The 19,354-nt window shown below is 58.7% G+C and carries 12 protein-coding genes; 10 read left to right on the forward strand and 2 right to left on the reverse strand.

Translation table 11 applies throughout. The annotated features are described in order from the left end of the window. Positions 1-21: 21 nt before the first annotated feature. From DVH23_RS20430 to DVH23_RS20455, 6 genes are all read left to right on the forward strand, one after another. The gene (locus DVH23_RS20430; protein ID WP_157972528.1) at positions 22-4,101 is read left to right on the forward strand and encodes a helix-hairpin-helix domain-containing protein; all 4,080 of its coding nucleotides are present in this window, start codon (positions 22-24) and stop codon (positions 4,099-4,101) included. Positions 4,102-5,387: 1,286 nt separating this feature from the next. Then, positions 5,388-10,091: a helicase HerA domain-containing protein gene (locus DVH23_RS20440; protein WP_114579230.1), complete on the forward strand. Its 4,704-nt coding sequence runs from the start codon at positions 5,388-5,390 to the stop codon at positions 10,089-10,091. Positions 10,092-10,197: 106 nt separating this feature from the next. Continuing rightward, positions 10,198-11,100 (forward strand): DNA primase, encoded by a 903-nt coding sequence (locus DVH23_RS20445; protein WP_114579231.1) that lies wholly within the window; start codon positions 10,198-10,200, stop codon positions 11,098-11,100. 5 nt (positions 11,101-11,105) lie between these two features. After that, positions 11,106-12,638, forward strand: a complete 1,533-nt coding sequence (locus DVH23_RS20450) for a primase-associated protein (RefSeq protein WP_114579232.1) — start codon at positions 11,106-11,108, stop codon at positions 12,636-12,638. Between the two features lie 679 nt (positions 12,639-13,317). After that, positions 13,318-13,452: a hypothetical protein gene (locus tag DVH23_RS25075; protein ID WP_255565292.1), complete on the forward strand. Its 135-nt coding sequence runs from the start codon at positions 13,318-13,320 to the stop codon at positions 13,450-13,452. A gap of 280 nt (positions 13,453-13,732) precedes the next feature. Beyond that, on the forward strand, positions 13,733-14,230 hold the full coding sequence (locus tag DVH23_RS20455; RefSeq protein WP_114579233.1) for a hypothetical protein: 498 nt from the start codon (positions 13,733-13,735) through the stop codon (positions 14,228-14,230). Between the two features lie 668 nt (positions 14,231-14,898). Here the strand turns inward: DVH23_RS20455 and DVH23_RS20465 are convergent. Then, the gene (locus DVH23_RS20465; protein WP_114579235.1) at positions 14,899-15,258 is read right to left on the reverse strand and encodes a winged helix-turn-helix domain-containing protein; all 360 of its coding nucleotides are present in this window, start codon (positions 15,256-15,258) and stop codon (positions 14,899-14,901) included. Positions 15,259-15,355: 97 nt separating this feature from the next. Beyond that, positions 15,356-15,655, reverse strand: a complete 300-nt coding sequence (locus DVH23_RS20470; protein ID WP_114579236.1) for a PadR family transcriptional regulator — start codon at positions 15,653-15,655, stop codon at positions 15,356-15,358. Positions 15,656-15,869: 214 nt separating this feature from the next. On the opposite strand from DVH23_RS20470, the gene DVH23_RS20475 reads away from it, so the two are divergent. From DVH23_RS20475 to DVH23_RS20495, 4 genes are all read left to right on the forward strand, one after another. Beyond that, entirely contained in the window at positions 15,870-16,436 is a 567-nt protein-coding gene (locus DVH23_RS20475; RefSeq protein WP_114579237.1) for a helix-turn-helix domain-containing protein, read from the forward strand. Next, positions 16,436-16,963 carry a hypothetical protein gene (locus DVH23_RS20480; RefSeq protein WP_114579238.1) on the forward strand — a complete coding sequence of 176 codons (528 nt, stop codon included), beginning with the start codon at positions 16,436-16,438 and terminating at the stop codon, positions 16,961-16,963. The genes DVH23_RS20475 and DVH23_RS20480 overlap by 1 nt, the downstream gene beginning before the upstream one ends. An 843-nt stretch (positions 16,964-17,806) precedes the next feature. Then, the gene (locus DVH23_RS20490; RefSeq protein ID WP_114579239.1) at positions 17,807-18,667 is read left to right on the forward strand and encodes a DNA-binding protein; all 861 of its coding nucleotides are present in this window, start codon (positions 17,807-17,809) and stop codon (positions 18,665-18,667) included. 263 nt (positions 18,668-18,930) lie between these two features. After that, positions 18,931-19,354: hypothetical protein (locus DVH23_RS20495; RefSeq protein ID WP_114579241.1), on the forward strand; the 424-nt coding region annotated here is incomplete at its 3' end.

Here is a 19,354-nt window from a genome sequence, read left to right on the forward strand (position 1 = left end):
ACGAATCGAGATCCAGCACAGTTGGCGCTTCCGTACGTCGACTCATCAATCAAAATCCAGGGGTACGCCCTCAAACATCTTCTCTACGGCGCACCCGGGGGATTTGTCTTCTTTTTCGGGATTTTTAGCTCGCCGTTCACGAGTGGATCCGGGCTGTTCTGGACGACGGCGGCGATCGGGATTCCGCTGGCATTGATTGGGATCCTGATCTCGGCGACGACGGATTATGAAACAACGACCGGGCTGGACCGCGCCCGTGCGGGCCTTCGATCAGTTGTCCTTCGCTGGCAGTATCCACGAGATCACGTTGAGTCGTCGATCGAACCGATCCACGGTGTCAAGCGCATCTTCGCGAACGGATTTGCTGAGATGGAGGATGGCCGGTATGTCGCGATTGTGCGTGTAGATGGTCGGCATACTGAACGGCAGTCTCCTTCAGCGGCGAACGAGATGGTCAAAGACCTCACGCTCGCTATCCGCCGCGAGATGGATGGCCCGTTCGATTTCTTCATGACGACATTTGATACCGACGTCGACGAGATTACGGACAAGTACCGCGAGCAATACCATAGTGACCGGTTCGGTGGTGACGAGTGGGTCATCGCCCGAGAGTTGTTGAGAGATTACGTCCAATTCGAGAAGGAGGAGGCCGAAGGATGGGATGCTCGCGATCTTCGTTCGTATATTGTCGTTGAGGTCGACCCCTTCGATCTCGATGACCGATTCCAGGAGAATGACGGCTCACTGTTTTCGCTCAGGAGTGGTGGGTCCTCGAATGTTCGCCAGCGCAAGCAGATGCGGCGTCGATTGCGGGATCGGGTCGCCTCGGCGAAGGCCGTCGCGGGCTCGGTAAGCGGCTGTTCGGGAGAGCTGATTGGCCCCGCGGAACACGCGGTCCTCCTGGCGAAATACTGGGCCGGAGTCGAACACCGTGCGTTTAGCGACGAATCAGCGTCGCAGACGGCGAACCTTTCGGTGTGGCCTGATATCAAATCGGCCGAATCGGGTGCTCACGAGCACGAGCAGGCGAAGAAGGAGAGTCACCGACCGGGAGCGGTCGACGCACATCTTGATGAGCAGGCTCGAACCAACGTGGAGGCAACCACCGCAGAAGAAGACCTCGGCGAAGAGGCCGATGGGCAGCTATCGCTCGATGCGGTTGCAGGCATCGATGAGGTTGAAGTCGCGGGCGATGGCGGAGCGACCGGGGTGGAGCCGACGGACAGCGTTGTCACTCAACTGCTCCAATCACCCGCTGAAGCTGGACCTGCCGAGGATGTGATCGACGACTCGGAGACAGCATCAGAGACGACCACGCTTGCTCGGATTCGAGAAGGGTTGTTCCATCCGTTGGGCAACTCGGAGACGGACGGTGATCGTGGTGTAGACTCTTCGCCCTTGCAGGATGCCCTTTCTCCGAGGACTGTCGACGTCCACGACGATTATGTCGAGGTCGGCGATCAGTACGCACGGACGTACTGGCTGACTGGGTGGCGCAAACGCCCGCCATCAAATATCTTCAAAGCGTTGCAGACGCTCGGTGGGGTTGATTTCGATTTCCGCATCCGCGCACGCCCGGTCGACAAGGCTGACGCGATCGAGCGACTCAAACCACGGATTCAGGATATTGATGCGGATATCAGTGATCGGCAGGAGGTTGACGATATCGAGTCGTCGGTGATGACCGAGGACGTCCACTACTACCAGGCGATGTATCGGCTCCTCAAACAGACGACAGTCCGGCCGTTCGAGCTCAACGGCTATCTCACTGTCCGGGCCGGATCGAAGCGAGCACTCGATCTGGCCGAAGAACAGATCGAACAGGGGTACGAATCCCCGGAGACGCTAACCCTTGATGTCGCGAAACGCCGAGCACTCGAGGAGGCTGAAGAGCCAGTGTTGAACGCGGTCGAGGACACGCCTGCGGAACTGTCCGCGATATCGTCATCGCGAGCCGACGAACTGTTCAAATCGGGCGCTCCGGGTGCTCGCGACCAGTACAATGAGCAATCGTGGAAAGACCACTATACAATGGTGTGCGATGGGGCGCTCGGTGCCCTGTTCCCATTTGCCCGGTCGAACGTTCAAGACGAGGATGGGGTGGAGTACGGTCGCTCGGAACATCACGGACAGAAGATCGTCGCGAGCCAGTTCGAACGAGGCGGGGCCGGGCATAAGCTCACATTAGCGGACTCGGGGTCGGGGAAGACATACCATGCAGGCAAGCAGGCACTGCGCTGGTGGCTTGGTGAGGAGGATCGGACGGTCGTGTTGCTCGATACGATGGGCGACTTTTACCAGCATACGGAGGCAGTCAACGGGAACCGAATCGTCGTCGACGGGAATACGACCATCAACCCGCTGCTGATCCAGGAAACGCCCGAGACGGTGATGGCAACCAAAGACGTCGATCCGTTCGGGATGGCCCGCGATTCGGCCGTGAGATGGGTTCTTTCGATCATCAAGGCGCAGGGCGGCGACCCGGATGATTTCAAACACCTCGTCAGCGAGATCGTCACGGAAACTTACCGCGAGGCGGGAATCTACCCCGGTCAGCCGGAGACCCACGGCCGGGAGAGTCCGACGATGGACGACTTTATCGAGCAGACGACGGCGATGCTCGAGAACCCCACCGAGTACACCCTTTCGGGCCATAATATCGAAGGAGAGGAGGTCAAACAGGAGGTGCGGCAGTTCCTCCGCAAGCTGGTCGGCTTCAAGAAGCACGGGCGCTACCAGCACTTGATCGGGGAGAGCGAAGTGACCCTCGAGGAGGGCGAAGTCAACTACCTGGACTTGCAGCAGATCGAAGCACTGGGTACGGCAGACAAGTCGACGATGCTCCAACTCCTGTTGCGCAACGTCTACGAGATGGTCAAGCGCGCACCTGGAGAGACGATTTTCGTCATCGACGAGGCGCACTACCTTTTGCACAGCGAGGAGATGTTGCCCTGGCTCCAGCAGGCTGCACGCCACTGGCGGCACTACGACGCGGGGCTGTGGTTCCTCTCGCATCGTGCAGACGAATTCATTAGCGGGAACGACGACGAAGCAGGCCACAAAGATGCAATTCGAGGGCAGTGTACGACCACCGAGTTCTTCCGGTTAAAGGACCTCGATCGGTCGGTCGCTGACGCGTTCGGGCTAAACGAGAGCCAGTATAACTTCGTCACCAGCGAGGCAGTGACGGGAGAGGCCGACGTTGGGTATACGACTGGCATCGTCGGATTCAGCGATGAACAAGAATGGTATACGTTCCGCGTGTCCTCTGGAAATTTCGAGGATGCGTTGTTGAGTTACGACCCGGAAACGCACGGCGCATTCCACCACTACATGCGTGCTCACGTGAGCGACACCGAAGCCTTGGATCGGGCATTCGGAATCTCGGGCCCCGACGCGAACAGCGATGAGCAGGTGGCAGACGAGGGCGAGGAGACTGTTAGTCAGTCATCCGACGCCCGAGCTGACGAGAGCAAAGACGAAGAGGGCGGTGAGGCGGAGGGCGAACACGATACCAAGGACACAAGCGACGGCCCAGGTCCCCTTGAGTCAGCTCTGGCAGCAATCCACGAAGAGCGAGATCAGAAGGACACGACGGCGAAAACAGACTCTGAAGCGAACAACGAGGCTAGAGCCGAAAGGGCCGACAGCGACACTACGGATGTGGACGATGAGGCTGAAGAAGACACTCGTGCCGAGGATAAAGTCGGAGATGATGAAGACCAGGAGGCCGAACCTGCAGAGTCTGAAGAGGAATGGGATGACGAGGCCACTGAAGACGACAGCGAGGATGTCGTCGAGGAGGCGCCAGAAAAAGAAGCGGACATTGAAGACGAGAGCCAAGTGGTCACGACGATTACTGGGATTGGAGAGTCCTACAGCAGTCAGCTCCGTGAGGCGGGGATCGAAACCGTTGACGACCTCGCGGCGGCGGATCGTGAATCCCTCGAGGAGCAGACGCTCATCGCCTCGACGCTTCTGGAGAAGTGGATCGATGCTGCTCGCGAGCGATCCAACACTGACAGCGACGATCAGTCAATCTCCAGCGCCAGTTCATCAGACGAAGCTGAGGCGGTGGAGGGGGTGTCCGATGACGACTAAAACCGCCGTCTGGACGAGACGCCGTTCATCAACTCGACAACACGAGGTGATTCATCCATGACTGGTTCCGCAGATGACGACCGATCGAACCCAGACCGCACAACGACTAACACCAACACCGAGTCTGAAACCGACTTCGAGAGTGATGGAGATCTCGGTCGGGAGCGAATGGGGACAGACGAGGCTCTGTGGCGAGTGTTGCGTGAGAGATACAGGGCTGCGTTTCACACTGATCGCTCGCGTGCTGACCCAGATCGTTCGACGTCGGGGCGAGGAATCAACTTTGGGACCGACCCGCATACTGGCGAGGTTGTTCGTGTTGATCCGTTCAGTCGACAGGGGGGTGAGAACAACTCACATATCCTGACAATCGGCGATGAGAAGTCGGGGAAGACGACTGGTGTTGCACGGGCGGCAGCTGAGTGGCTCGATGGTGATTCTTCTCGGACAGTTGTTATTTGTTATACTGGCGGAAGCCCATCACGGAGTATCGACTATCGTGGTATCACCGAATTGTACGAAGGACGGTATCTCTGGCCGGGGGTGGGTCGGTCGTTGTACACCCGCCTTGCGCTGCCGCTCAGTTCGGTTCTCGGGGTTCGACGCCTCGAATCGTTTGTCAGTCCGATTCCGGCTCGGTGGCGCTTCACTACTGGTGAGTGTGAGCCACGGGTGATTCATATTGACATCGCTCCCCGGCCCAGAGGGCTCACTGGGATCGCTATCGGTAAGTGGCTCATGAGTAAGCTGCGACGGACGTTCCGGAACACCAGTGGGGAGACACTGGTCATAATGGATGACGCGAATGACTTTCTGTTGAACTCGTCGCTTGAACTCCCGTTGCGCAGACTGCTTGATCAAGTGCCTACCTCGAAGACGGTGTTCTGGCTTGTGGCCGAGCCCCAGGCTGTTGCGACTATCGAGAACAGAGCCATCCACATGAGTCAAATCGTGCGGTTGTGTGGGACGATCCAGGCATTCCGTTCGGCACGCGTCCCACCAGCAGCATTAGAGTTCATCGGGTTCGAAGAACACGATGCTGCACGAGCTGGACTTCTCACCGACCCAACACCCAGAGACCCTACTATAGAGTGCCTTCTCGCATTGCCAGGAGCGGAGGGAATCTCGAGACAGTATCACCAATGGCGGGAGTTGTCAGTCGAGATCACTCCGCGTGAACGGACTATCCTCGACTATCGGCACTCTGACGACGGGCCGCTTGCCGACTATTTGCAAGAGCAGCGTCGCCACCACGACGCTCCCTCCGCCGATGAGGTGAAAGAAACATGAGCAATCCACCAGTCGACGACCGATCGACCCCAGACCGCACGACCGTTGACACCAACATCGAATCCGGGTCGAAGACTGACCCGTCCGACGAAGACGACACAGAGCACGAGTCAGCGACTGACGACGAACCTGTGGATGGGGTTGGCGACACTGCTCAGCTCGGATGGATCGTTGAGGAAGATACCGATATCGCAGCGGTTGACGAGCTAAACGTCCAGTGGACTGGAAGCCCGCTGATCCGGGGTGGGCTCTGGGCGTACGCAGCCGCGGTCCTTGTCGTCGGGCTTGCAGTCGCACTCGCAACCACCAGCATCGCTGGCTACTCAACCGGGCCGAACCTCGTTGGGCTCGCGCCGGTCGAGATCGGGCTGATAGTGGACACCGCAGTGATCCCGCTGTGGTGGCTTAGCGTGATCCCGCTTCTCATAGGCCTCACGGGTGTCACGATCGGAGCACTTCCGGCCGTCCGAGCGCTTCGGACCGACTACGTTCTTACTACTGAGAAACTCTACGTTCGGAAATGGAGCATCCGAAAGGATGGATTCACCGAACTCTCACTCGAGCGGGTTGTCGACACGGCCTGCCAGCAATCGATCATCGGTCGGCTGCTCTCATATGGAACTGTCACGTTCAGCACGCTCATATCAAATATCCCAGAAGTATACTGCCGAGGGATTCCGGATCCGACCGCGGTTCACGGTATCGTCCTCGACCTCGAGGCTGGTACTGAGTCCCCCCTCGATCGCAAACAGGAGTACGTGCGGGTCGTCCCGTCGACAGGCGAACGCGCCCCAGCGGATATCGTTAGCCAGATCAGTACGTTGCATAATCTCGATCGCAAGGGTGGCTCTCGTTGGCAGCGACTGAATCCGTTTTCCAATTCCGACCCGCTGACGTTCGAGTTCACCATCTACAGCAATGGGACTGACGCACCGATCGAGTTCTACTATACGACTGATCAACACTTCGGGACGCTCTACGACCGTCTCAAAGCCGTCTATCCAGAGACGGTCGAACTTGAACGGGTGACGGTCGATCTCGCCGAAAAACTCGTCACTCCCCAGCAGTATACGTACGAGGAGTTCGAGACCGCGCTCGCGAACGGCACGGTCCAGTGTACACCCGAGGAAGCCGATGCACTCGCTCGCGTCCACGGCAATGGGGATCAGCCAGCCGCCGCTGACGGCGGCGTGATCAGTGGCTATGGCAGCGGTAACGACACTGATACAGGGGCGCGGACACCCGGGAGCGACACGCCCCTGGGAAAGCAGCTCCCGCGTGTCGATCTTGATGCGTTGCGCGCTAGAGAGGACGCGGAAAACCGCGATCAGGGGTCACTCACGTTCGGCCTCGAGACGCCCGTTGATACCGGTGAGGGCGTTCTCGCCCGACCCCACCCGGACGAAGTCGAACCGTATAGTCTGCGATGGACAGGCAGCGGCGACCCGATGACACCGATCAGGCGCTTCAACGAGGATTTGGGCGACGAGGACTTCACGAAAGACTTCTCGCATGCGCCGCTGACAGTGCTGATTGACCACTTCGCAGCGACCGACCATCCGATCGTCTTTCAAGCCGCCTTCAACGGTGAGCCGGATGCGACTCATCGTGGGAACAAACAAATCGAACTGATCGAAGGCGAGCGCGAGACGTGGGGACAGAAAATTAGTCGGGGCCTCAACGACGCAATCAATGACGCCATCTATGGCCCCGAACCCGAAGAGGAGCGCCGCCGCCGGGAATCTCAACCGATCTCGAAAGCCGATCAGGATTACATCGAGAAGCTTGACGCTGAGGATTGGAGCCATAGGTTCACGGTCAACCTGCGAGCGGTGACCGTCCCGCCGAAATCAGCCAGCAGCGATACATCTGAACTCAAACAGTCGCTCCGAACCATTAGCACGGTGTTTGACCCCCTGGAAGGAGAGTTCTACTCGATCGAGAGCGAGAACCTGTACGACAAAGGGTTGGTTGCCCGCCGCAGCCAGACGTACTCGCGGCGCTGTTTCAATCGGCTTCTCGATCGCGACGTGGTGACCGGCAAGCGTCTCGGTCGCTCGACGCCTGATCTCCATCTCGATCCGAACGAACTCTGTAACACGATCATCGTGCCGAGTACCGAACATCTCACTGATGAGGCCACTAAGGAAACCCACGCGAATCCCGAAAGTCGGACCACCCTTCCCGGTCTAGATGCTGCTCAGCGCCGCCAGTACACGACGGGGATGGCACTTGGCGAGGACCCCACCAGTTCCGTTGATGGCCCGCTTCGATTACCGCCAGCTCTCCAGACGCGCCACTGGCTCATTTGCGCGACGACTGGGGCGGGGAAAAGCCAACTCGTCAACCGGATGTTACTCTCGCTCACCGAGACGACGCCGGGGCCGAACATCCTCTTCGAGCCGAAAGGCGACGGGATGTGTACTAACTACCTGATGGGCCACTACAAGAAGTACGGGAGCCTCGAGGACGTCTACTACTTCCGCGAGCCCGAAATACTCCCAGCGGTCTCGTTTTTCGACCTCCGGCCCGCGCTTGAGGCCGGCTACGATCGGGAGACGGCAGTCAAGGAGAAGGCCGACCACTTCCACGCGCTGATGCGGATGATCATGGGGTCGGAGCGTCACGAACAGGCGTTCGTCGCGAACGAAGTCCTGACGTTCCTCATCCATGCGCTGTTCGATCCCGTTCACGGTGACGACGTGTTCGGATTCGACGACCTGGTCAAGGCTGCAACGCGCATGCAGCAGAATCGAGAACTGCCAGACATTTCGGATATCAATCAGGACATCCACGGGTCGTTAGCCAATCAGTTCAACAAAGAGGATCACCAGTTCCACACGACGATGAGTGCGGTGCTCAATCGACTCAACCGACTGAAAGAGGATCGTCACCTCCACTGGATGCTGCGACACAAACCCGGTCGGGATGCGGGTGGGGACCGCCTCTACGGGTTCCACGACCAGGACGTTCATTTCGATTTCCGTGATCTCCTCGACGAAGACGTGACGGTGTTGTTCGATATCGGGGATCTCACGCTCGACGCCCAGCGTGGGTTGACGACCGTCCTATTGAGTAACCTGTGGCATTCGATTCAGCACCGACGGCAGCCGTCGTCGGAGCACGTGGTAAACGTCATTCTCGAGGAGGCAGCACCGTTCATCGCGACCGAACTGGTTGCTGACCAGTTACTCCCGAAAGGCCGGTCGTCGGGGTTGAGCATGGGATTCGTAATGCAGTATCCCGAACAGGTCCGGAGCTGGGATGATGGGAACGGGGCGTACGAGGAACTACTGACGGAGGTGCATACGAAGCTCGTAGGCGATATCTCAATCACGGATCGGTTTGCGAAAACGTTCACCCACGACGACCTATCGGTTGAAGACGTTCGCAATCGGAATAACCGAATCGCGTCGGGCGAGTGGTTCACGAAGCTCGCGAGCCCACAGTTCGGCGAGGAGCGACCAGCACCACTGACATTGCACTCGTTGCCGATCATCAGCGGCCATCCCGAGAGCGACGATCCGCTGTCGGAGGCCGAACAGAAACGGTTCGACGAGGAAATCCTGCCGGAGGTCATCGAACGGACTGACGAGGAGTACGGCCTCGACGTGCCGACCCACGAGGACACACTCGAGTGGTCACCGTGGGACGATTCTGGAATCGAACGCAGTGCTGGATCACCGCCAGCACCGGATGCGGGGTCAGAAGCAACGCCGGGAGCAAACCCAGAGTCTGAGCCAGAGCAAGCAGGGACACCGGGACTCGATCCAGAGCAGGGTCCTGAGTCGGACACGCAGCCAGCTTCGTCGACGGCCGAAGACGCAAACGATGAGACGGACGATCCTCCCGACCAGGCGACGTTCGAGGAGATCGAAGACGGCGACTCGAGAGCAGACACCGAGAGCGACGGCGAGTCGCCGAACGAGGCGGCGGGGAGTTCGTTCTTCGGCGGTCACGAAGAGGCGACGGACACTAGACCGATTGATGACGAGACGCTTCGAGCACGGGGCCTTTCTCGTGATGACGCAACGTTCCTGAAACGCGTTCTGGATGCAATGAACCGGCAGTTAGATGATTACTCTCTGTTAAATGGGATGGACGAGCTCAAAGAGGGGCTTGATGGGCTCGATACCCCTGTCTTGATCGAACAGAACCTTCTCGAGAAATCGAAAGTCGACCGGCGGCCATATTACACAGTGCTTCCGGAGGGGCGGGAACTGCTTGGCGAGACGCTCACGGCTGAAGCCGGGACAGGCGATCTCGGAGAAAAGACGCCTCACAAGGTTGGTGTCGAACTGCTGTTTCAGTGGCTGAGTGAGCAAGAGGACGTCGAGCGCGCTGAGCGGTATTACCAGCAGGATCCCGAAACGATATTCGACGTCGCTGGATTCGACGCTGATGACAATCTCATCTGGGTTGGTGAGGTCGAAATGACGTCGAATAATCCGCCCGCAGTAGCAGATGATTACGATAAGATGGCTGCTGTCGATGCCGACGCAGTGTGGGCGTTCCCCTTGCGTGATGATGCTCGAGACATCGTTAACCTGCTCGCCGATCACGATCGGGTTGCGGGCCGAATACGAGGACGGGAAGCACGTTCGCTTGCACAAATCCAAGAGAGAGTCGACGAATTGGACGCAGATGGTCTGACGACCGTCCAAACGTTCCGGCGGATCGAAACCCAACTCGAAGAATGAGGCTCGTCGAGTTACTCCGACCCCTCAGTTCGGAGCGGTGCGGTGGTTCGGCGTCTATCTCCCAAGACATGCCATTCGCCGGGTACGGGATACCGATAAGAGAACCATGACGTGGAGAGAAGCGACCCGAGACGAGATTTACGCCTACTACGACCAGGAGTTCCCCGAATACACGGATCAGCTTCCATCGTTCATCACAGCGACCGGACCGAAAGAGTTCGGCCTCAGCTTTCGGGATCGCCACCCGATCCGCAAAGACGACCGCCCCGACCGAGGCTTTATCCGCCGAGCGACGTGGCGGACGGACTCAACTGGCGGGCGGCGAGCACAAAATTTCGACGGGTTTGAGGACGTTCTGTCGTTCTTTCAAGCCCCCGCACGCAACGATCCCTTCGGTGACAGCAAGTACGCACTCGCAGATCCCGATCTTCTCGTGAAATCCGATCCCGTGTCAGCAGGGGTTTACTACGGGTTGGACAACTGGGAGCGACCCTGGGTGATCGCCGTCGACATCGACGCGAAAGATATCGCCGCAGTACGGGCCGAACGAGAACTCGAGGACGCCGAAATCGATGCCGATCAGGACGATCGCTCCCGCACCGAGGTACTGCTCGCAGAATCGGGCATCAAAGCGGCCGATCCCGATGGCTATCCCTATGCGTTCGAGGACCTCGAGCGTGTCATCGAGTACGGCTTTGAAACGCGCGATATCTTCGAAACTGAGTTCAACGCCGACGAAACGATGGTCGTCTACTCCGGGCAAGGCGTCCACGTCTACCTCCTGGATGACGATCCCGAACACGACTACGATGAACAGAGTCGCGAGGTGCTCAACGACTTTCTGATCGAGCGCTACGAGATCCCAATCGATCCCGTCGTGACTGCCGACCGAAGCCGGCTGCTTCGCGTCCCCTACTCGTTGCATGCGGAGGTGTGTCGGATCGTTCAACCGATCGACAGCCCCGCGTTCGATCCACAGGCCGACGCCCGACCGCAGTTCCTTGAGTGATCACAATGGTTGACCTACGGAACTCCGAACGAGACGCCTACCTGGTCGCCGCCGTCCCAACCGAGTACACGACCGGCGAGATCGTTCAACTGTTCGCCCGTGGCTATGATCGCTATCTCGTCGACGACGAACCCGATCCCGAGACGGTGCTGTCACACGTCGAGCGGTTCGTAACCGGTGCGTTTGAACCAGCCCAACGCGAACGAACGCTCGAACGGTCGTTCGTCGATCAGCCTGCAACGCTCGTCCTAGTCGCGACCATTGGGACGATCTGTGTGATGGAGCACACCCGTTTCGAAAACACGCCCGTTCGGCGCAATCAGGTCATCCACCACATCCGCGAACTGTTCGCGAACAACCTCATCTCACTCATCCGCGAGTACGACGACCCCACGCTCTACCAAGACATTGCCGAAACCATCTACGGGAAACCACCCAGCGAAGACGGGCCACACCCAGGGCGGGTCTGTACTGACGTCACGACGATGCCCGATTTCGACACTGAGGAGTTCGACGAGGACACTCTCTACATCGAGATTCCGATGGCAGCTGCCTCACGGGCCTGTCTCACTCGGACAACCGACGAAGCAACCAGTGCCGAGGAAACGGGCGAAATCAGGACACAGCTCGCGAACAACAGCCTCTACATCCCGATCGAAGACTTCGAGGAGGACTACCAGGAGTACGCCGAAACCGGGTTCGCCCGCTTACGCTCGGCCCAAGAAGACGAACTGGGCGAGGACGAACGCAGTTGGCTGACAACCAATGAAACTGCGATCAGCGACCGGATCGAACGGGCCATTCGCGGCGGTCACTACGAGAAGCTCTGGCAGAATTGGAATCAGGGACAGCGTCTCGTGCGGCTCCTGCGATCCGCGATCAGCGCCAGTCCAAACACCCAGGTCGGTGAGTTTCACACCTCGAGGGAACTCTACGGCGCTCTCGAAGCGTACGAGCCCGAGACTAACGGCGAGGAAGCACAACTGCAGCAGTTCACCAGTCCGCGAACGGTCGGAAACACCCTCGCGAATAACGAGTCCCACAAATCGATTACGATCGACCGGAGTGGCCGAGTCAACACCTACCAGATCGCCCACTCGAGTAGTGGAGCACGCCCGATCGAAGTCGACGAGCTCGAAGATCTGTTCGAACTGCCGTGTCTGGCGGCCCTGGATGAACGCCTGCACGAAGAGAAACCCGTTCGGAAAGACCTCTTCAACATCGTCCGGATGGTGATGTGGCTCCCTCAGTATCAAGATGCATCTCTCGAGGAAACTATCGATGATCTCCAGAATCTTTTCAGCCGCTGGCCGTGGCATGATCCCGAAATCACCGAGTACCAGATCAAATATGAAGCCCGTCGCGGAGAGCGTGGGATTGGTCCTGAGGGCACAACACCGCTTCCGATGAACTGCGATAACGACGACATGCAACGGTACTGTATCGGACAAGACCAGTGCCCCTATACGATCTATGGGAGCCTCCCGTTTCCCGACGATATGTACGATCAGCTAGATGGAAACGACGGCTGGTTTTGAGACGCTTTTCCCCACTCCTTTCGCTGCAAAAACGGATCGAATATCATCCGAAAAGAGAAATATCTTTCACTTACTAAGACCACGATTTATACGGATGCAATACCGGAGAAATCGGGACACTTTCTCAGTCCTATTGACCACTCTTTGAAGCAGTCTAGTCTGATCTATGAGCGGCCATTCCACCAATTCTACCTCTTTAGAGTAAAATAATAATATCCTATAATAATGGATTGACTATATCCCGTCGCGCGTTTTCTGAGCGTTATACCAGGGAAATTTTGGACTTGAGGGGTTTTAGACCGATAACTGGCTTAAAAATTGATCTTCAAAAAATATTTTTCTGTTGTTATTACTCTGGCTAAAGTGGCTATTTCAGCAGCTTCGCCCCCTCGTCGCGCGTTTTTAGCTTCTTTCCACGATTAGCCGGTTTCGTCGCGCGTATTGAAACGGCCTTAGAAACGCGCGACGGGCCTTTACTCCATTCTGAATCCGTTAAACCGGTTTTGCATACCGGAAAATCGTCCAAAGGATAAGGGGGGTATGCAGAAATAGAGGTGTGCGCGACGGGGTGTAAACAGCGGAGGGTGGGAGAGGAGGAGGAAAGAGGATGTATCAGAATTCGTAAGAAGATGTGGAGGGGGAGGGTGGGGAGAGATAGGGTGGTCGGAGAGAGGCTGAGATGAATGGGGGAAAGAGAGTCGGTGGTGAGCTGGGGGAAGAGGATAATCAGGGTGAGGGTGAGGTGGGGGTGGAGGGAGCCATCTCACTGGAGAAGAGACAGGGTGAAGAGGACGACAGAAACGAGGGGGGTTAGCGGTGAATGTATCAGATAGCATAGAACGGAGAGAAGGGAAGGGTAGAGGGGGAGACTAGGGGTGGCACAGCGGGTGAGAGAGTGGGTGGGTGCCGGGCTCGAGGGGCGCAGGGTGAAGGGTAGGCTCGAGGAGTACGGGTGGGGAGAGGGGCAGGCACGAGAAATAGGGTTGGGAGGTGCTCGAGGAATGCGCTTCGAGGCGGGGCTGGTGAGATCGCAGGCTGTTGGATGAACACTTGCACGCTGGTGTTGTTCGTCCCCCGAGAGGGGTAGAGGGATCATGAGTTGGAGTGATCGGCACGAGTCAGACGACGAATCGGAGGACGAAACCGAGAGTGCGCTGGGCGACGAGTTCGACAAGTGGGTTCGGGAGGGAGACAAGCCAGGACCGGACGGTCGGAAGCAGTCCAACCCGGACGACGTCACGAGGGGTCGGGAGCCACGACCACGAGGCGTGGCAGACGAGCCACTGCAGATGACGCAGTGTCCGCGCTGTGACTGCCGGGAGTTCGTCTCGAAGAAACTCGTCTACGAGGAGTTCCACTACAGCGAGGGCGGTGAGCTCGAGCATCATCAGAATCGGGTTCGTGCAGAGTTCGAGTACACGTGCATTGGCTGCAACAAGCGGTTCCACGAACTGCCTCAGGGGGCTCGAGGGTACTACTCGGAGGTAGCCGTCCTCAAGCAGGACCTGCAGCGGGCAATCCAGGTGCAAGTGCGGTCATGGCTCGACTCGGTTAGCGATCGACTCCGAGGACTCTTCTCGAGAGGCGAATAGGGGAGACGACTAGCGAAGACGAGTAACGACCAGCCAACAGCGGCGTCACGAGCCCAGGGGGTCCGCTCGAGGCGTCAACATCTGGTGGATCGGAGCGGGACACTACAGCGTGGCAATCAGTCGGTGCCGGTGGACTCATTTCACGAGCTGCTCAGCACCAATACCGCACAGTACCGCCATCCCACGAACCCCCACCCACCTCCAGGGTCCGGGCTGCCCATCTCGCTCACTGTGTTCGCTCGCTGCGCTGCCGGGCTTTCCCCATTGTGTGGTCGTAGAGCTGCGAACGTACCGATGGACTGATACAGCCTGTATATCCAAACCGAATCAATGGAAGACATCCCGCAACCGTCACCTGATTCGTACTCAGTCGGCGACCGGGTGCGGATCTACATCGGTTCTGACGATCTTGATTCTCGATACCACGGTGTAGTCTGCGAGATTATCGGAGTTATCACCGACGACCTCGATTCGGAAACCGGTCGATCTATAGATGCCTACTCGTACTCACTCCGAGACGTACAAACAGACCAAGAACTGCCAATTTCGTTTCGGCACCATGACTTAGTACCGGCTGATGATGACCAGTAGCTCACCTGTACGTACTACCGAGACTGATACCGAGTCAGGGATAACGGACTCCACCGGAGCCGCCGTCGTGAGTGAGGTTATTCGTCGTCGGGCTCAGGGTCGTTATCCTCTCCACGAACGAACGCGGGTTCCGCTGTCGCAGTGGACTGTTCGTGTTCTGGGGTTGGCCCTTCGAGAAGGGCGCCGAAGTCGTCGACCTCGTCGTACTGCTCTTGGTAGATCAAGGCAGCTTTCCCGTCTGGGGTGACCTCGTACAGCCCAGAACGTTCCGCTGGTCCGATTTTCCGAACGAGGCCGTAATCCTCGAGTACGGGCAGCCGCGTGTTGATGTTCTTTCGACTCTTCCCCGTGTGTGATTGCAGGTTGGTCGCGACGTTGCGGCCTTTCTCTTCGAGTGCTTCCAGGATCAGGAAGTCCGTTGGTTGTCTGAGTTTCATGCAATTAGGTTAACACTCAATGCTACATATCTCTTCTGGCTAGACACGTCCAGGGGTATCGGTCGGCTGAACCTCTCTCCTCAGACCGTTGTACTCGCTACTCGTTGTCGCCATTTGACCGTGCCTCGAGATGCTCTTGTTCCCATTCGTAGCGGGCTTGGAGCTTCTCGTACCCCTCACCAGTAATTGCGTAGTAGTTCGTCCGCCCGTCGAGTTCCCCCTTTTCGATATATCCTTCGTCGACGAGATCGTCCAGATTCGGGTAGAGTCGTCCGTGGAGGACCGAGCGATCCTGCTCGTTTTCGACTACGCTCATGATCTCACTCCCACTCGGCGTCTCCATTCCACTGAGGACGACTAACAGGTCGCGCTGGAATCCGGTCAGTTCAACTAACATACACCCCGCTCGTTCCTCCACCACTAAATACGCTTGAGTTCGTCCGAAACAGGAGACCGGATTTCATGGACTCCCTGAGCCCTCAGCATTCATCTGATCAAATCACCCCCTCTATGGAGCAGCACGGAGTCGTCTGAGGCTGCTACTTGCTGTCGACCCTGGGTGTTCATCCGTGAGAAAGGCTTAATACACTATCCATAGAACATGGATTGTGATGTCTGCCGAAAACCACGTCTCTCGCCCACCGGACCCAGAAGAGACGTTCAACGATCTCCTCTCGTATGCCGAGCTCCTTACGACGCCACAGCTTGCTCGGCTCTATATTCATGTGTTGAAGCATGGGCCAGTCACGATCAACGACCTCAAAGACGATCTCGAGATGGCCCATTCAACGACCTACAAGTACGTTGGACAACTCGAGGAGATGGGCATCGTTAGACGAGACGAAGACGAGACTCCCACCACAGTCATCGCGACACCACTCACGCTCGAGATGGACGGGCCCGATGGTGAACTCCTCGCGACTCCAGCCATGATCGACGCAATTGGGCGGCAACTCGAAAACGACGATATCCGGGTCTTCATCGATCGGCAGGGAGTCGCCAAACTCGCTGCAGCTGTTCATTATACCCGCCGCATCATGGATGGGGAACTCTCCCAGCGAACTGCTGCAACCAAACTCGATGTCCATCCAGTCGAGGGAATGACCGTCTTCACTGCGCTGCAGGACGTTCTCGAGGAGGCAGCGACATACGATCCCTATCTTGATCGTTCCGAGTAATGGCAGGTGAATCGATTCCGAACGATAGTATCGTCGTGATCGATAGTAGCGTGCTGTTCGCGATGGGTGGCCCCTCGAACGAGAAGTACCAAGCGTTCGAGCGTCACGTCCAACACCAGAATCTCACCGTTCGTGTTCCCCAACAGGTCGCTGAAGAACTGGGTGAAAGTCCGGACGCATATGTCTATCAGCGTGATCGGCTCAGGGCGGCACAGGATGCGGGATGGTTAGAGCCCGGTCAGATTGATTTCACGCTGTCCGGGGTCTCCACTGTCGTCGACAAAACCCGACGTCGAATGGGTGCCCTCTCAGCAGACGATGTGACCGAGGACGATATCGAGAAGACGGATACGATTCTCGCGGGACTGGCGTATCAGTACGCAGTACAGAACGAAACTCATGTCGCCGTCCTTGTGAGCGATTCGATTGCTGAACAGGCTATCGCGGATGCACTCGCTGCAGCGGGGGTTGAAGATCGCGCAACGGTCGTCGAGGGACGGCGGTTATTGCAGTCTCTCGTAGACTGATAACGAACGCGGAGGATAACCCCCAGTCTACGGTCACTGCTCTCTGAGGAAGTGAAATCCGGTCGAGACTGTGTCTTGCTGATCACTCACGCGTTTAGCGTGAGCGGCTGATGCATCGATGTTCGAGGGAATCGAGATTCACTCCACAAGCCCTCGACCGCTCGGCATCCCGCGACTCGGTGCGCTCCTCACTCCGTTGCGGTGCTTGCCGATCGAGAGGCGTAGCTCTCGTCGCTCTCCGCTCGCTGGCTCGCGGAGACGTCGTCGGGGGACGACCGAGACGGTCTCGCCCTGTGTATCCACCAGGCGGAGGGATCGAGAACCGGTAGGCCTCGAGAAGTGTGGCCGGTGTGTTCGAGACGGCACGCCCCGCTCGCCGCGTGCCGCCCTCCGCTTGCTCGCGACCGACCATTCCGGGCGTGCGGGCGCTCTGCGCACTGCCCGCGCCCGTTCCGGGCAAGCCCTCGCACCAGCGGGTCAGTCCGGGGGGTTGCGCTGCGTAGCTGCTCACCCCCCTGCTTCCCCGCTGGGTTCCGGGCATGTGGTTTCGGCGCCAGCGCTTCACCCGTCCGGGTCCTGCGGACCGCGGCTTCGCCGCCCGCGACGGACGTGGTTGCGTCGCGGCGAACGGGGAATGCGCTGGACGCTCGCTCCGGGCGGGTCGGCGCGCGGTGCTGGCTGGGTCCCCTCCTGAGGCGCGCTCTCGCTCGCGCCCAGGGGCGCTCGCGAAGGCGCAAGCGAGAGCGCGCAGACGAGTCTGTCGGACGGTGACGTCGTGGAAAACCGCGATGTAGGAGCATCGCGGTGTCGGGCGCGTGAGCGCCTTCGGAGCCAAGGACTCCAATGTCTAGTAACAACCCAAGCGACAAGGACGTTTCGGTCAATGAACAGGCGGACGAACAGAAGGGCGGACGAGCGGTCGATGAAGACGGGTTCGAGGTCGTCGATAAGACGCCGGAGTTCGCGGCGTCAGTCGATCAGGAGGTGCACACGAAGGTCGAGACGGAGCACCCGGAAACGGTGGTCGGGCGGGACGAGAACGAGTACGGCCACCTGCCGTTGGCCCAGGAAGAGGAGATCCGGGCTCGTGAGGAAGAGCTCGATCGGATCAGCGCGAAAGCGGCGTTCAGCCAGCAAGCGGGGCGCGAGGAGCGCACCCGAGAGGTCGTCGTCGAGCAGCGCCGTGAGCGGCGGATCGAGCGGATCGATCCACGGTCGGAACTCGAGCGGACGGAGGTTGCAGAGGTGAACACGCAGTCGGTGCGGATCACCGAGAGCGTGCGCAGTGGTCCGAGCCGGGCGGCAGTCAGCCGTGGGCTGGCCGAGAAGGTCGAGAACGGGAAGTCGATGATCGATGCGACCCTCGAGCAGATGGACGAGGTCAAGGCTGAAGCAGGGACGATCGTGGACATCGCGGACGTCCCCGAGGTGGAGACGGGCGAAGTGGACGTCCAGGGGGAAGTGATCGAACTGTGGGAGCCGTCGAAAACCTCGATTCAGCAGGTGGGACTGATCGCGGACGACACGGAGAAGATCAAGTTCACGGTCTGGAAGAACTCCTACCAGACGAAGGTGAGCGAAGGAGAGACCGTGCGGCTGCGAAACGTCAAGAAGAACTGGTACGACGAGACGTGCAACCTGGCCGTGACCGGGTGGAGCCGGATCGAGTTCCCCGAGCACGGCCGGTGGTGGGCCGACGAGTAGCGGAGACTCCTCTCATTTTTGTGTCCGACCACACGCTCGCTGCGCTCGCGTCCTCCCCATCCTCCTCCCTGCGGGGCGCACTGGTGTGCGCCTCCTCGGTCGTCCCTCGCGCGTTCAGCGCGCTAAAGCACGCTTTCATCGCGCGCCACCGCTCCGCCCTCCCACAGGAAGGGGTGGACGGTCCCGCTTCGGAGAGAGTGGTCGTGAGAGCACACCGCCCGGTAGCGTTGTTCGACCTTCAGGAGGGGTAGAGGGTTTCAGAGATGTCGATACAGAACTCAGTTAGTCGATCCGCGACCGCACAGGGGCTCGAGACGACCGAAAGCATCGACGCGCGATTCGACGCATGGGATTGCGAGCAGGGAAGCGTCCGTCCGTGGGCACTGGGGCGACGGAAGTGCGTCCTTTCGTTAGTTCGGTTCTTCGAGGAGGAAATACAAGAGGGAATACTGTCGACGCCGATGGAGGTGACGATCGCGCCGACGTCGCTGTACCAGGCGTCGCCGAGCTGGCGCGAGCGAATTCGTGGAACGTACCAAGTGGGAGTGTACCCGAACGCCAATCCGGACTGGGGGTCGGTCGAAGCCGAAGTCGGAACGCTCGCAGACGCACTCGCGGTCGCAGAACGTGTCTGCAGTGATCTCGAGGGGAAATACGACCTGCAGGGGAACGAGGAGCGAGCAGAGC

Origin of the sequence: Saliphagus sp. LR7, assembly GCF_003344565.1 — an archaeon.
Classification (GTDB): Archaea; Halobacteriota; Halobacteria; order Halobacteriales; family Natrialbaceae; genus Saliphagus; species Saliphagus infecundisoli.

Excerpts from the sequence above, each read along its gene's own strand:
- DVH23_RS20440 (WP_114579230.1), top strand. The coding sequence starts at position 5,388 with ATGAGCAATCCACCAGTCGACGACCGATCGACCCCAGACCGCACGACC.
- DVH23_RS20445 (WP_114579231.1), top strand. The coding sequence starts at position 10,198 with ATGACGTGGAGAGAAGCGACCCGAGACGAGATTTACGCCTACTACGAC.
- DVH23_RS20450 (WP_114579232.1), top strand. The coding sequence starts at position 11,106 with ATGGTTGACCTACGGAACTCCGAACGAGACGCCTACCTGGTCGCCGCC.
- DVH23_RS25075 (WP_255565292.1), top strand. The coding sequence starts at position 13,318 with ATGAATGGGGGAAAGAGAGTCGGTGGTGAGCTGGGGGAAGAGGATAAT.
- DVH23_RS20455 (WP_114579233.1), top strand. The coding sequence starts at position 13,733 with ATGAGTTGGAGTGATCGGCACGAGTCAGACGACGAATCGGAGGACGAA.
- DVH23_RS20465 (WP_114579235.1), bottom strand. The coding sequence starts at position 15,258 with ATGAAACTCAGACAACCAACGGACTTCCTGATCCTGGAAGCACTCGAA.
- DVH23_RS20470 (WP_114579236.1), bottom strand. The coding sequence starts at position 15,655 with ATGTTAGTTGAACTGACCGGATTCCAGCGCGACCTGTTAGTCGTCCTC.
- DVH23_RS20475 (WP_114579237.1), top strand. The coding sequence starts at position 15,870 with ATGTCTGCCGAAAACCACGTCTCTCGCCCACCGGACCCAGAAGAGACG.
- DVH23_RS20480 (WP_114579238.1), top strand. The coding sequence starts at position 16,436 with ATGGCAGGTGAATCGATTCCGAACGATAGTATCGTCGTGATCGATAGT.
- DVH23_RS20490 (WP_114579239.1), top strand. The coding sequence starts at position 17,807 with ATGTCTAGTAACAACCCAAGCGACAAGGACGTTTCGGTCAATGAACAG.